The following is a 13,151-nucleotide window of genomic DNA, read 5'->3' on the forward strand; positions in this document are numbered from 1 at the left end:
CAGATTGTCTGAAAGGCGCCTAGCCGCCGCCGGCCGCGCCACGGAAGGGTAAAGAGATGAGCGACAACAATCCGTTTGGCAGCAATGGCGGCCAATACTCCACCACCGTGCAGTATGGTGGAACCGGGGCCCCGCGCGCGAAAGTCGCGCTTGGCGAGGCGCCGCCGGCCCCTGCCGCCCCAGGGGCCACCGACGTCATCAAGGATACGACGACCGCCGCCTTTGCCGCCGATGTCATCCAGGAATCGCGCCGTCAGCCGGTGCTGGTCGATTTCTGGGCACCCTGGTGCGGGCCTTGCAAGCAGTTGACGCCGCAGCTGGAGAAGGCGGTCAAGGCCGCCGGCGGCAAGGTCAAGCTGGTCAAGATGAACATCGACGACCATCCCTCGATCGCCGGCCAGCTCGGCATCCAGTCGATTCCGGCGGTCATCGCCTTCAAGGACGGCCAGCCGGTCGACGGCTTCATGGGCGCGATCCCCGAGAGCCAGATCGCCGAATTCATCACCAAGGTCGGCGGCAAGGGCAATGGTGCGCCGCCGGTGGCCGAGGCCCTGGCCGCGGCAGCCGAGGCGCGCGAGGCCGGCGACATGCAGACCGCGGCCGACATCTACGACGCCATCCTGGCGCAGGCGCCGGATACGGTCGAGGCGATTGGCGGGCTGGGCGACCTGATGTTCGAGGCCGGTGACATCGAAGGCGCCGAGGCCTTGCTGGCAACAGCGCCGGAGGCGAAGAAGGATGCGCCGCCGCTGGCAGCCCTGCGCGCCAAGATGGCGCTGGCGGCGCAAGCTGCCGCCCTTGGCAACCCAGCCGAGTTCGAGCGTCGCCTGACTGAGAATCCCAAAGACCATCAGGCGCGCTTCGACCTTGCCATGATCCAGAACGCCAACGGCGATCGCACGGCGGCGGCCGACAATCTGCTGGCCATCATCAAGGCCGACCGCGCCTGGAACGAGGACGGCGCCAGGACGCAATTGCTGCAGCTGTTCGAGGCCTGGGGCATGACCGACGAGGCGACGCTTGCGGCGCGCCGAAAATTGTCTGCCTTGCTGTTTTCCTGAGCGGTTGTTTTTGCCGTACGGGCTTGCGGCCGGCGATGATTGCGCCAGATTACCAAACTTCAATGCATGTCGCGCAAAGTGGCCACGGTTTTGTGAGAACGACATGCATAGAAACAACACCCGCTTCCCTATGGAAGCGATCGGAGGAATGAGGTGCAAGCGGGAAACGCGCATTACCGGCTCGCCAAGCATTTGCCGTCGACGATCCCGATCTTTCCGCTCGAGGGTGCGCTTTTGCTGCCGGGAGGCCGCATGCCGCTCAACGTCTTCGAGCCGCGCTACCTGCAGATGGTGGACGAGGCCATCACCGGCTCGCGGCTCATCGGCATCATCCAGCCCCGCCTCGACGGCGCGCTGCGCGACGACGGCGAGCCGGAACTCTGCAATGTCGGCTGCGCCGGGCGCATCATTGCCCTTTCCGAGACCGGCGACGGCCGCTATCTGATTTCGCTGCAGGGCGTGTGCCGGTTCCGCATCGCCCAGGAGCTGACGGTCAAGACGCCGTTTCGCCAGTGCAAGCTGGCGCCGTTCCTTACCGATCTCGACGAGGACCAGGCGGCTGATGAGATCGACCGGCCATCGCTGCTCAGGGCGTTTCGCGCCTATCTGCAGGCCAATGATCTCGAAGCCGACTGGGAAAGCGTCAGCCGGGCCGAAAACGCCATGCTGGTCAATGCGCTGTCGATGATGGCGCCCTATGGGCCAGCCGAGAAACAGGCGCTGCTCGAAGCGGCGGATTTGAAGACACGGGCCGAGACGCTGATCGCCATCACCGAAATGGCGCTGGCGCGCGAGAATGAGGACTTTGGTTCGAGCCTGCAGTAAGATGCATTGATATTCAGGTGATGCCGGCCTGCAACCGGCGGCTTCCTGCGCTTCCGGTGCTCACGTACGAAAAGTACGCTCCGCTCCGGTTCTCGGAACCCACCAGTTTCGGCTCGGCCTGACCTGAATCTCAACACATCTTAGGCCTGCAGTTGGCGAGAAAGAGGAACTGATGGCAGCGGACGGACGTGACGGGAAGAAGATCAATGTCGACCCCAAGCTGCTGGAGTTGCTGGCCTGCCCGCTGACCAAGGGGCCGCTGACCTGGGATCCGGAGCGCGGCGAACTGATTTCCAGGGTCGCCAAGCTCGCCTATCCGGTGCGCGACGGCATCCCGATCATGCTGCCCTCGGAAGCGCGGACGCTCTCCGTGGAGGATGTGTTGACCCCGCCGCGCCTGAGCGGGCCTTCCTAGGGTATGTTGATATTCAGGTGATGCCGGCCTGCGAATGGCGGTCTTCTGCGCTTCCGGTGCTCACGTACCCAAAAGTACGCTGCGCTCCGGTTCTCGAAGACCATCATTCTCGGCTCGGCCTGACCTGAATCTCAACATACCCTGCCGCCCAACTGACGAGGTCCAAGAAACGTACTTGGGCTCTACTGAAAATTGCGGCCCTTGGGCATGACCTTTTCCGCCTCTTCCGACAGCGTTGCGAGGTCCTGTCCGATCGGCGCGTTGCGTAGCCCGGGCAGACTGTCTCGATCCGGACCGCTGGCGTCCGGCGAACCGGCGACCGGCAGGCGGGCCTGGCCGACCCTCTCCAGAAGCACGGTCAGCCAGGGCGTCAGGTCCTCGATCTTCTCGGCGACGATATGGATGACATCCGATTCCGACTGCAGTTTGCCGGTGACGCGGACGAACCTGGCGCCCATGATGACGGGCCGATAGCGGTCGAAGGTTCTCTGCCAGATGATGATGTTGGCGACGGCCTTGTCGTCCTCCAGCGTCAGGAAGATCGCGTTGCCCTTGCCGGGGCGCTGCCGCACCAGCACGAGGCCGGCGACCGAGACACGCCTGCCATCGCGCACGGATGGCAATCTGGCATTGGGCGTGACGCCGGCCCGGTCGAGCCGCTCGCGCAGGAAGGCGACCGGATGCGCCTTCAGCGACAGGCCGAGCGAGCGGTAGTCGTGAATGACATGCTCGCCGAGCGGCATTTTCGGCAGCTTCGTCTCGGGCTCCAGCTCGCGCAGGCGGATATCCTTCTGGTCGAACAGCGGCAGCTTTTCGGCGGCGCTCTTGCCGTCGAGCGCGCGCACCGCCCACAAGGCTTCACGACGATCGAGGCCAAGCGAACGAAAGGCGTCGGCCTGCGCCAGCCTTTCGATCTCGTCGACATCGAGGCCGGAGCGCAGCCAGACGTCCCTGACGGACTCATAGCCTGAACCGCGCCGTTCGACGAAAGCGTCCATGCGCTCCTCCGACAGGCCCTTGATCTGCCTGAAGCCGAGCCGCAGCGCATGATTTGTCGCGATGACGCCACGCATCGTGGCGTGGCGTTCAAGGATGCGGGCCGGATCGAAAGATGCCTTCTCCAGCGTGCAGTCCCAGACGGAGAAATTGACGTCGACCTCGCGGATGTCGACGCCGTGGTCGCGCGCGTCGCGGACGAGCTGGGCCGGCTGGTAAAACCCCATCGGCTGCGAGTTCAGGATCGCGGCGCAGAACACGTCGGGATAGAAGGTCTTGAACCAGCAGGAGGCATAGACGAGCAGGGCGAAGGACGCGGCGTGGCTTTCGGGAAAGCCATATTCGCCAAAGCCCTCGATCTGCTTGAAGCAGCGCTCGGCGAAGTCCTTTTCGTAACCCTTGCCGACCATGCCGTCGATCATGCGCTGGCGGTAATTACCGATGGTGCCGGTGCGCTTGAACGTGGCCATGGCGCGGCGCAGTTCGTCGGCCTCGCCTGGCCTGAAACCGCCGGCGACGATGGCGATCTTCATCGCCTGTTCCTGGAACAGCGGAACGCCCAGCGTCTTGCCGAGAATTTCCTTCAGCTCCGGCTTGGGGTATTCGGCCTGCTCCTTGCCTTGCCGGCGGCGCAAATAGGGGTGGACCATGTCGCCCTGGATCGGGCCCGGCCGCACGATCGCCACCTCGATGACGAGGTCGTAAAAAGTGCGCGGCTGAAGGCGCGGCAGCATCGACATCTGGGCGCGCGATTCGATCTGGAAGACGCCGAGCGTGTCGGCGCGGCAGATCATGTCGTAGACGTCGGCATCTTCCGGCGGCAGGGTGGCCAGCACATAGGGTTGCCCAAACGCATCCCGCGCATCTGGATAGTGATCCGTAAGCAAGGTGAAGGCGCGCTTCAGGCAGGTCAGCATGCCGAGCGCCAGCACGTCCACCTTGAGGATCTTCACCGCGTCGAGATCGTCCTTGTCCCATTCGACCATCTTGCGCTCGGCCATCGCCGTCTTGACGATGGGCACGATCTCGTCGAGCCGGTCCCTGGTGATGACGAAGCCGCCGACATGCTGCGACAAATGACGCGGAAAGCCCATGATCTCGTTGGCGCGTTCGATCACGTGCCGCGACACCGGATCGGTGCGGTCGAGGCCGCCGGCGCGGGCTTCCTTCTCGCCGAGCTCCGAGGTCGACCAGCCCCAGATCGAGCCGGACAGCGATCCCCTGACGTCCTCCGACAGGCCCATCGCCTTCGACACTTCGCGCAGCGCCGAGCGGCCGCGATAGCTGATGACGGCGGCGGCCAGCGCGGTGCGCTTGACGCTGTATTTCGTATAGATGTACTGGATGACGGTTTCGCGTTTTTCATGCTCGAAGTCGACGTCGATGTCGGGCGGTTCGTTCCTCTCCTCGGAAATGAAGCGCTCGAACAGTGTGTCGATCCGCTCCGGCCCGACTTCGGTGATGCCGATGCAGAAGCAGACGATCGAATTGGCGGCCGAACCACGCCCCTGGCAGAGGATATCCTGGCTGCGGGCGAACTTGACGATGTCGTAGACGGTCAGGAAATAGCGGGCGTAGTTGAGGCGCTCGATCAGAGCGAGCTCCTCCTCGATGCGCTTGGTCACGGACGCAGGCACCCCCGCCGGATAACGGTTGGCCGCCCCCTCCCGCGCCAATCGTTCCAGCTCGGCCTGCGGCCCGAGACCCGATTCCGTCGGCTCGTCGGGGTAATTGTACTGGAGGTCGCTGAGCGAGAAGGTCAGCTCCTGCGCAAAGCGCAAGGTCTCGGCCAGCGCCTGCGGATGCCCGCGGAACAGGCGCGCCATTTCCATCGGCGGCTTCAAATGGCGCTCGGCATTGGCGGCCAGCTGCAGCCCGACCTCGGCGACGGGCGTGTTGAGGCGGATCGCGGTCAGCACGTCCTGCAACGGACGCCGCTCAGTCGTGTGGTAGAGAACGTCGTTGGTCGCCATCAGCGGGATGCCGGCACTTTCGGCAAACGCCGCTGCCTGCTCGATCCGGAAACGGTCATTGCCCGCATAGTCCGGCGAAACGGCCAGACGGAGATTCCTCCCGAAACGACCCTTGAGCTGGCGAAGCAGAGCGAGACTGTCTTCCGTCCCCGCCGTCAGATCGGGCAGGACCGCCAGCGACATCAGATCCCCCCATTCAAGCAAGTCGCTGCGCTGGAGAAGGGTGGCGCCCTTTTCGTTCTCGTCGCGCAGATTGGCTTGCGTCAGCATGCGGCAGAGATGCCCCCAGCCCTTGCGGTCCTGCGGATAGGCGAGAATGTCAGGGGTGCCGTCGCCAAAAACCAGCCGGCAGCCGGGATGGTAGGAGAGCGTCTCGACCTTGGCCTGCTGCCAGGCGCGCACCACGCCGGCCACCGTGTTGCGATCGGCAAGCCCGATCGCGGAAAAGCCGAAAAGCTTGGCCGCGACCACCAGCTCCTCCGGCTTGGAGGCGCCGCGCAGGAAGGAGAAATTCGACTGGATGCCGAATTCGGCATAGGGAATGACGGTCAGCGCGTTCATGCGAAGACCCCGTGCATGAACCAGCGCGGCGGCACCTGGGTGCCGCCATAAAGGCCCTGCCGGTAGAGCCAGTAGCGGCGGCCGTCGGCATCCTCGATGCGGTAATAGTCGCGCGTCGATGCCGCCTCGTCGCTCGCGGCCTCGCGCCACCATTCGGCGGCAATGCGTTCCGGCCCCTCGGCGCGCATCACCCGGTAGAGCGCGCGCCGCCAGCGGAAGTTCAGCGGCGGGCCCTCCGGCATTTCGGTGGCCGGCACCTCGATGGGTTCGGGCGAGCGGAACAGCCGGATCGGCCGTTCCGGCGGGAAGATGGTCATCGGCGCCTGCAGCCGGTCCGGCTTCTTCGGCGGCGTGGTCCGGCGCGGGGCCGCGGTGAAGGGGATTGTCGCAACCGCACGCTCCGGCAGATGGCTTTCCACGGTGACCGGTTGCAGGACCGCGCCCTCGCCGAGCCGGGCGCGGATGCGATCGGCGAACAGCGCGATATCGGCGCCGTCGTCGGTCACTTCGCCGGCAAGGTCGGCCTGCTGCATGTCGAAAGCGGCGGCCGTCAGCACCGAGAGCCGCACCAGATCGAAGCCATAGCCGGCATCGATATCCTGTTCGAGCGCGGCCAGCCTTTCATGGAACAATTTCTGGATCAGCTGGGGTTCGCGCATCGGCCGCGAGGTGCCGATGGCGATGCGGCTGACGGCGCCGTCGACGCGAAAGAGCAGCAGCGCCAGCGTCCTGGCACCCTCGCCGCGACGCTCGAGGTCGGTCTTCAATGCCGCCGCCAGCATGCCCACCAGCCGTTCGATGTCCTCGGTCAGGGTGACGGGCTCGCTGAGATGGCGTTCGACCGAAAGCGGTGCGACGGGAAGGCGCGGCGACACCGCCTCGTCGAGACGGCCAAGCGCCTGGTCGAGGCGCAAAAGCAAGGAGGCGCCGAAGCGGCGGGCAAGCGGCGCGCGCGGTGCCGCCATGACGGCGCCCGCCGTGCGCAGGCCGACGCTTTCCAGGCTGGTGCGGGTCGCGGGCTCGATGCGCAGTGCTGCCAGCGGCAAGGGCGCCAGCAGCGCCTCCTCCTCGCCGCCTGCGACAATACGGTCGCCGGAAAAGCGTGCCGCCGCCCAGGCAGCACCCGGTGTCGCGGCAAGCCCGGCGCGGACATCGAAACCCTGATGGAAGAAGCGCGACAGGATATCGTCCAGCATGGCGCGTTCGCCGCCGAAAAGATGGGTGCAGCCGGTGACGTCGAGAAACAGGCCGTCTGTTGCGTCCAGCGCGACCAGCGGGGTGTAGCGGTCGCACCAGTCGGCAAGGCCTTCAAGCAGGCGGCGGTCGGCCTGCGGATCGGCCTCGACGATGTCGATCGTCGGATGCATGGCGCGCGCATCGGCGATGCCCATGTCGCGTTTCAGGTGCAGCGCCTCAGCCCGCTCGTCGAGGGCTGAGATGCGCTGCGCGTTCCCACGGCGATGGCTGATCACCAGCGGCAAGTGATCCGACGGCCGGGAACGCCAGGACCGCCCCAGACGCTGCCGCAGGATCCTTTCCACTGCCAGATAGGGAAACCACAGGGACAGGATTCTTTGCTCTTTCCTCGCCTCTTCTTTCCTCGCCCCATCTTTCGTCGCCCCATCTTTCGTCGAATGCGCGTTCATCGGGGTTCCACTCCAGTGTGAATTGTCCAGGCAGGGCCGTGCGGCTCTTGCCGATGGTGATGGTGAAGGCCGGGCGGCCGATCGAGCCGGCGAGTGGCCCGGCGATGGTGTGGCGCGGCACTGCCGGCGCTGACGCGACGATGAGACGAACCGGTGCCGCCGTCGGTTCGGGCCCGGCAGCCTGCCGCAGCAGGAACACCGGCCGGCCGGCACTCTGCGCCCGGGCATGCAGCCGCCGCGTCGCGGTCAGGTCGAGCCGCTGCGGATTGCCGCGGATCTCGAGGATGACGGCGGCGAGTGCCGTCATCTTTGCGGCCTCCTCGGCGATCCACAGCGCATCGACAAGCCTTGGCGCCTCGGAAAACAGCAATTGCTCAGGTTCGATGCCGAACGAGGCATGAAGCCCCCTGGCGTAGGGAAAGCCCGCCTCGCGAAAAATCTCCGATGTGCCGATCCACAGCACCGGCAGCCCTTGCGTCTGCTTGAGGATCAGGCTTGCGAGCGACAGGGCAAAGCCGGCGACGGCTCCGGCATCACGGGTTTCAGTGCCATGGATTTCGCTCAAGGCAGCTTTCGGCAGGCCGCCGCTCAGAGCGGTATCGAGCCGCTCCACGCCGGTGGGCAAGAACGTATCCGGCAAGGCCGCGGCAATGCCGCGCCGGATGATGGTGAGATCGGTGTTGGGCGAGACGCCAGCATCAGGGGTCGCGGCGACCGGCGCCTGCAGGCGCTCGGGCAACGTTCCCTCGATCTTCGCGATCTGGCGGCGCAGGGCAAAAACAGTCTCCCGCGCCACGGCGGTCATCGCCATGACGGTCAGCTTCCACTCACAATTGTTCCTGTTATGTTCCTATAGATTCCAGAGGGGACCCCAAGAGTCAAGCAGAGTCATGGGGAATTTATTCCTCTGCATTCGGCCAGTAGCCTGAAGGCGGGAGTCGTCGTGACGAAGCGATAGGCGTTTCCGCTCATCGCCAAGGTACGAGGTCCGTCAAGGCAAGCACCACCGACCCCATCGTCGAGAAGCTAGCGCTGGCTGCCGAAGGCGAGCCGTGCCGCAAGCCCTGCAAAGACGGTTCCCAGCAGGATCTGCGGCGCCCGCCGAAACCGCGTGCGCCTCGACAAGGCTGCACCGATCCGGCTTGCGGTCAGGATGACCAGGCCATTGACCACCAGTCCGATCAGGTTGAGCACGGTCGCCAGCACCAGGATCTGCGCCGCCACCGAACCAGCCTGCGGCTGCACGAACTGCGGGAACAGCGCCAGCACGAACAGCGCCATCTTCGGGTTGAGCAGGTTGGTCAGCAAGCCCTGCCGGAAGATGCGGCCTTGCGAGTAGCGCGGCAGGCCGGCGACCGGTGCAAACGCTGTTCCATTGGAGCGGAACGCCTTCCAGGCGAGATAGGCGAGGTAGGCCGCGCCAGCATAGCGGACGATGTCGTAAGCGATGGGTGCGGCAAGGAACAGTTGCGACAGGCCGAAGGCGGCGGCCAGTGCATGGCAATAGGTGCCGGCGGCGATGCCGGCATAGGTCGCCAGGCCCGAGGCGCGCCCCTGGCTGGCGCTGCGGGAGGCGATCAACAGCATGTCCGGCCCCGGCGTCGCGGTCAGGGCGAGGCAAGCAATCGCGAAAAGTCCAAGAGTGGAAAGGTCCGGCATGAGAACTCCCTGTTACATGGCCGGAACTGACCCCTACGCGATTCCCCCGCGGCGGCAAAGCATCTGAACCAGGAATTGCCGCGCCATTTGCCGATTCCGGCGCGAAAGCCTATATGCCGGGATCAAAGGACAAAGCATGGCCCGCATCTACAAGACCCGCACCTGGCACGACGAACTTTCGCCCTCGATGGAGGAAATGGAGTTCCTGGCGCTGGAGGCTTACGCGCATCTGCCGGAGGATTTTCGCAAGCTGACCGGTGAGATCGTCATCCAGATCGCCGAGTTCCCGACCGACGAGATCATGGACGATCTGTCGCTGGAAACGCCGTTCGACCTGCTCGGCCTGTTCGAGGGACGCGGCATCGCGGAGCGCTGGAACCCGCAGACCGGCGAAGGCCCGAACCGCATCACGCTCTACCGCCGCGCCATCCTTGACTACTGGTCCGAGAATGAAGAGACGCTGGGCGACATCGTCACCCACGTGCTGATCCACGAGATCGGCCACCATTTTGGCCTGTCGGATGACGATATGGAAAAGATCGAAGAGGCTGCTGAGTAAGGCCCTATGCTTCGTCATCCCAGGGCGAAGCAGGAGCGAAGCTCCGTCGCGAAGACCCTGGGATCCATGCCGTGACGTTGGTGCAGTGCTCCGGCAGAACAGAACTGGGCGGCCATCCCGATCGTCGGTCTGATCGCACCAATCCTCGTCCGTCAGGATCTTCGGCGGAGGTAGCGGCATGGATCCTAGGGTCTCCGCAGTCGCTTCGCGACTACTACGCCCTAGGATGACGAAGGAAGGAAAAGCTCAGTGAAAGCCTACCAATCACTCAGCTTGGTGTCCGGCCCGTACTCCTGGCCGTCGATGTCCTTGACCACGGCCTGGCCGCAGCACATCGTCTTGGCTTTCTTGTCGTAGGCATAGGTCGGCGAGCCGAACAGGTGCCAGCCCTTGTTCAGGGCCGCAGTCACCTTGTGGCAGAAGCTGGCATCGTCCGGGCCAGTCAGAAAGCGGTAGAGTTTCATGTCTCAAGTCCTGTCGTGAGTACCTTAGCCGGCAAGCATGGGCATGATATCATGCGCCGATGGCGGCCGCCTTCGCCAGCAGTTTTTCAGCCTGCACCAGGTGCAGCCGCTCAACCATCTTGCCATTCAGCGCGATCACGCTTTTGCCGGCATTTTCCGGAAGCGCAAAGGCATCCTTCACCAGGCGCGCCTCGACCACGGCTTCCGCGGACGGCGCGAAGGCGCGGTTCGCCGCCTCGATCTGGGCCGGGTGGATGAGGCTCTTGCCGTCGAACCCCATGGCGGCCGCTTCCGTGCATTCATGGGCAAAAGCGTCCAGGTCGCGGAAATCGTTGGAGACGCCGTCGAGCATGTCGAGGCCGCCGGCGCGCGCGGCCAGCACCATCTGCATCAGCCACGGCACGAGATAACGCCGGTCGGGCGTTGCCAGAACGCCGGTGTCGTTGAGCAGATCATTTGTTCCGGCAACGAAACAAGCCAGGCGCGAAGCCGGATCGCGGCCGAGTTCGGCAATGGCGCCGATGTTGAGCAGCGCCTTGGGCGTCTCGATCATCGCCCATAGCTTCACGCTGTCGGGGGCAAAATTGTCGTCGAGCACGTCGCCGGCCTCGAGCAGGTCGCGCGGCGTGTCGACCTTGGGCAACAGGATGCCGTCGGGCTCGCAGCTTGAGGCGGCCAGCAGGTCATCGGCGCCCCATTCGCTGGCCAGCGCATTGATGCGCACCACCATCTCGCAGCGCCGGCCAATGTGGTTGGCAACTGGGCGGTTGGCGAAAATGCCGGCCAGTTTTTCACGCGCGGCGATCTTGTCGACCGGGGCCACGCCGTCTTCCAGGTCGACGATGACGGCATCGCAGGCAAGCTGCGCGATCTTGGCCAGCGCCTTGTCGTTGGAGGCCGGGATGTAAAGCACCGAGCGGCGCGGGCGATAGGTTTCCATGGCTGATCTATGCCGTCTGTGGTTGGTCGAGGCAAGCGCGCAGGGCAATCGCTTTTGAGTCCACCAATTGTCAGAGTTGGCGCCGCCCCTCATTACCCTGCCGGGCATTTCTCCCCGTAAACGGGGAGAAAGAGGCTGTCCGCATCTGCTGCGCCCAATTGGCGAAACCATCGACAACAGCGCCCCTCGCCCCGTTTACGGGGAGAGGATGCCGGCAGGCAGGTGAGGCAGCGCCAACCTGCAGCGTTTGCCCTGCACGAAAACTGCACACGCTTGCGGAAAACCTCCTCGGATACGCCCCACCGTCTCCCGGCCGGTCTGCGAGACAGGCGGCATGCAAAAGCGAGCAATACCCCGTTGGTTCCTGCCTTACCGGCTGCGCAGCGAAGGCTGGTGGCTGGTCGATCCGCCGCGCGCGAATTCGGTGGCGACCCTCATCCCTTTCGCCCGCAAGTACCCGCCGATCATCCGGCTGGAAGTCATCCGGAGAGCCAGGTCATGACAGCGTTCTTCTCTGCCGCGCCGAGCTATTGCGCCCGTCTCGGTGTTGCCGTGGTGCTGGTCGCGCTGGCGGATTTTCTCTTCTACGGCCAGCCCGCCGGCATCACGGTTTTCCTGTTCGCCATCCTGATGGCCGCCGCGGTCGTCGCCGTGCATCCCGCTGCCTTCAGCGACGGCAGGCTGTGGCTCAAGCCCGTCGCGCTGCTTGTCGCGTTGCTGCCGCTTGCCGAAAACGTCAGCGCCCTGTCGGTGTCAACAGCGCTTGCGGCCATGATCGTCTTCGCGCTTTCGCTCAGCGGACGTCTGCGCCATCGCATCGCCCGCATTGCCGGCCAGATCGCGCTGTTCGGGCTGGCGGTGCCGTTCCGGCTCATTGGTGATTTCATCCGCTGGCGCAAGACGGCGCGCCGGTTCGGCCGGCGCCGCGTCCGGCTGGCGGCCATCGCCGTCTGGGTGATGCCGCTGACGCTCGGCGCGGTCTTCCTGGCCCTGTTCGGCGCCGCCAATCCGGTCATCGACTACTGGCTGTCGCTGATCGACCTTCTGAAGCTGCTCGATCTCATCCAGCTCACGCGGATTGCCTTCTGGCTGTTCGTGCTGGCCTGTGTCTGGGCCTTTCTGCGGCCACGCCTGCCTCGCCTGTTGCGCCGCATCCCGCGCGCGATGCCGCCAGCGGCGGTCAGCGCTCAATCCGAGAAAACCGTCACCACCATCGAGGACATCCTATTCGGCAAAGCCGCCATCCTGCGCGCGCTTGTTATCTTCAACATCCTGTTTGCGCTGCAGACCGGTCTCGACGCCACCTATCTGTGGGGCGGGGTGGCGCTGCCCGACGGGCTCAGCTACGCGGCTTACGCGCATCGCGGCGCCTATCCCTTGATCGTCACCGCGCTGCTTGCTGCCGGCTTCGTGCTGGCGGCGCTGCGGCCCGGAAGTGCTGCATCAGCCGATCCGCTCATCCGCCGGCTGGTCTATGCCTGGGTGGCGCAGAACATCATGCTGGTCATCTCGTCGATCCTGCGGCTCGACCTCTATATCGGCATCTATGCGCTGACCTACTGGCGCGTCGCCGCTTTCGTCTGGATGGGGCTGGTGGCGGCCGGCCTTGCCCTGATCATTGCCCGCATCGCACTTGGAAAATCCAATGAATGGCTGCTGTCCGCCAATCTTCTGACGTTATCTCTGACGCTTTATGCCGGCTGTTTCATCAATTTCGCCGCGCTGATCGCCAATTACAATGTCGACCATTCCTTCGAAATGACCGGCCAGGGCATCTCCCTCGACGCCTGGTATCTGCGCTCGCTTGGCCCGGGTGCGTTTCCGGCTCTCGATCGCTTCCTCGACCATCAGAGCCGGACGGCTGCCGCCAACGATCCCGTCTTTCGCGAACTGGCGGGGCTGCGCGGCAGCGACGAAGGCTGGTATCGCACCCTCCAGCAGAGCTGGCGGGCCTGGAGCTTTCGCGACTGGCGGTTGCTTGCCTATCTCGACACGAGGGGCCCTGTCGTGGTTCCTGACGCCAGCAAACCTTACGTGCCGGGCCGCTGATCC

The 13,151-nt window shown here is 64.9% G+C and carries 12 protein-coding genes; 6 read left to right on the plus strand and 6 right to left on the minus strand.

Annotated features, from left to right (window positions below; all coding sequences use genetic code 11):
• Positions 1-56: 56 nt before the first annotated feature.
• The 3 genes from trxA (at position 57) to B5V02_RS10020 (ending at position 2,301) form a co-directional block, all read left to right on the plus strand.
• Positions 57-1,061, plus strand: a complete 1,005-nt coding sequence (gene trxA / locus B5V02_RS10010; protein WP_111544063.1) for a thioredoxin — start codon at positions 57-59, stop codon at positions 1,059-1,061.
• Positions 1,062-1,214: 153 nt separating this feature from the next.
• Positions 1,215-1,886 (plus strand): LON peptidase substrate-binding domain-containing protein, encoded by a 672-nt coding sequence (locus tag B5V02_RS10015; RefSeq protein WP_111544064.1) that lies wholly within the window; start codon positions 1,215-1,217, stop codon positions 1,884-1,886.
• Between the two features lie 172 nt (positions 1,887-2,058).
• On the plus strand, positions 2,059-2,301 hold the full coding sequence (locus tag B5V02_RS10020) for a Trm112 family protein (RefSeq protein WP_111544065.1): 243 nt from the start codon (positions 2,059-2,061) through the stop codon (positions 2,299-2,301).
• Between the two features lie 182 nt (positions 2,302-2,483).
• Here the strand turns inward: B5V02_RS10020 and B5V02_RS10025 are convergent, their stop codons facing one another.
• The 4 genes from B5V02_RS10025 to B5V02_RS10045 all read right to left on the minus strand — a co-directional run bounded on the left by B5V02_RS10025 (position 2,484) and on the right by B5V02_RS10045 (position 9,136).
• Entirely contained in the window at positions 2,484-5,831 is a 3,348-nt protein-coding gene (locus tag B5V02_RS10025) for an error-prone DNA polymerase (RefSeq protein ID WP_111544066.1), read from the minus strand.
• Positions 5,828-7,303, minus strand: a complete 1,476-nt coding sequence (locus tag B5V02_RS10030) for a DUF6504 family protein (protein WP_111544163.1) — start codon at positions 7,301-7,303, stop codon at positions 5,828-5,830. Before B5V02_RS10030 ends, B5V02_RS10025 begins: the two co-directional genes overlap by 4 nt.
• The gene (locus B5V02_RS10035) at positions 7,245-8,288 is read right to left on the minus strand and encodes an ImuA family protein (RefSeq protein WP_111544067.1); all 1,044 of its coding nucleotides are present in this window, start codon (positions 8,286-8,288) and stop codon (positions 7,245-7,247) included. The genes B5V02_RS10030 and B5V02_RS10035 overlap by 59 nt, the downstream gene beginning before the upstream one ends.
• 215 nt (positions 8,289-8,503) lie before the next feature.
• On the minus strand, positions 8,504-9,136 hold the full coding sequence (locus B5V02_RS10045) for a LysE family translocator (RefSeq protein ID WP_111544068.1): 633 nt from the start codon (positions 9,134-9,136) through the stop codon (positions 8,504-8,506).
• 136 nt (positions 9,137-9,272) lie between these two features.
• Between B5V02_RS10045 and B5V02_RS10050 the strand changes: the two genes are divergently transcribed.
• Complete coding sequence (locus B5V02_RS10050) at positions 9,273-9,695, plus strand: metallopeptidase family protein (protein ID WP_111544069.1); 423 nt, start codon at positions 9,273-9,275, stop codon at positions 9,693-9,695.
• Between the two features lie 257 nt (positions 9,696-9,952).
• On the opposite strand, the gene B5V02_RS10055 is transcribed toward B5V02_RS10050, so the two are convergent.
• Both B5V02_RS10055 and B5V02_RS10060 read right to left on the minus strand, forming a co-directional pair.
• Positions 9,953-10,159, minus strand: coding sequence for a DUF1737 domain-containing protein (locus tag B5V02_RS10055; RefSeq protein WP_023763029.1), 207 nt, complete (start codon positions 10,157-10,159; stop codon positions 9,953-9,955).
• Between the two features lie 49 nt (positions 10,160-10,208).
• A complete protein-coding gene (locus B5V02_RS10060) occupies positions 10,209-11,099 on the minus strand; it encodes an HpcH/HpaI aldolase/citrate lyase family protein (RefSeq protein WP_167458443.1) in 891 nt (296 codons plus the stop codon).
• 334 nt (positions 11,100-11,433) lie between these two features.
• Between B5V02_RS10060 and B5V02_RS40520 the strand changes: the two genes are divergently transcribed.
• The gene (locus B5V02_RS40520; RefSeq protein WP_167458444.1) at positions 11,434-11,601 is read left to right on the plus strand and encodes a hypothetical protein; all 168 of its coding nucleotides are present in this window, start codon (positions 11,434-11,436) and stop codon (positions 11,599-11,601) included.
• Positions 11,598-13,148, plus strand: a complete 1,551-nt coding sequence (locus tag B5V02_RS10065) for a DUF4153 domain-containing protein (protein WP_111544071.1) — start codon at positions 11,598-11,600, stop codon at positions 13,146-13,148. Before B5V02_RS40520 ends, B5V02_RS10065 begins: the two co-directional genes overlap by 4 nt.
• Positions 13,149-13,151 lie beyond the last annotated feature (3 nt).

Source organism: Mesorhizobium kowhaii, assembly GCF_003253745.1.
GTDB lineage: Bacteria > Pseudomonadota > Alphaproteobacteria > Rhizobiales > Rhizobiaceae > Mesorhizobium > Mesorhizobium kowhaii.

Excerpts from the sequence above, each read along its gene's own strand:
- B5V02_RS10050 (WP_111544069.1), top strand. The coding sequence starts at position 9,273 with ATGGCCCGCATCTACAAGACCCGCACCTGGCACGACGAACTTTCGCCC.
- B5V02_RS10020 (WP_111544065.1), top strand. The coding sequence starts at position 2,059 with ATGGCAGCGGACGGACGTGACGGGAAGAAGATCAATGTCGACCCCAAG.
- B5V02_RS10035 (WP_111544067.1), bottom strand. The coding sequence starts at position 8,288 with ATGGCGATGACCGCCGTGGCGCGGGAGACTGTTTTTGCCCTGCGCCGC.
- B5V02_RS10055 (WP_023763029.1), bottom strand. The coding sequence starts at position 10,159 with ATGAAACTCTACCGCTTTCTGACTGGCCCGGACGATGCCAGCTTCTGC.
- B5V02_RS10025 (WP_111544066.1), bottom strand. The coding sequence starts at position 5,831 with ATGAACGCGCTGACCGTCATTCCCTATGCCGAATTCGGCATCCAGTCG.
- B5V02_RS40520 (WP_167458444.1), top strand. The coding sequence starts at position 11,434 with ATGCAAAAGCGAGCAATACCCCGTTGGTTCCTGCCTTACCGGCTGCGC.
- B5V02_RS10060 (WP_167458443.1), bottom strand. The coding sequence starts at position 11,099 with ATGGAAACCTATCGCCCGCGCCGCTCGGTGCTTTACATCCCGGCCTCC.
- B5V02_RS10045 (WP_111544068.1), bottom strand. The coding sequence starts at position 9,136 with ATGCCGGACCTTTCCACTCTTGGACTTTTCGCGATTGCTTGCCTCGCC.
- B5V02_RS10065 (WP_111544071.1), top strand. The coding sequence starts at position 11,598 with ATGACAGCGTTCTTCTCTGCCGCGCCGAGCTATTGCGCCCGTCTCGGT.
- trxA (WP_111544063.1), top strand. The coding sequence starts at position 57 with ATGAGCGACAACAATCCGTTTGGCAGCAATGGCGGCCAATACTCCACC.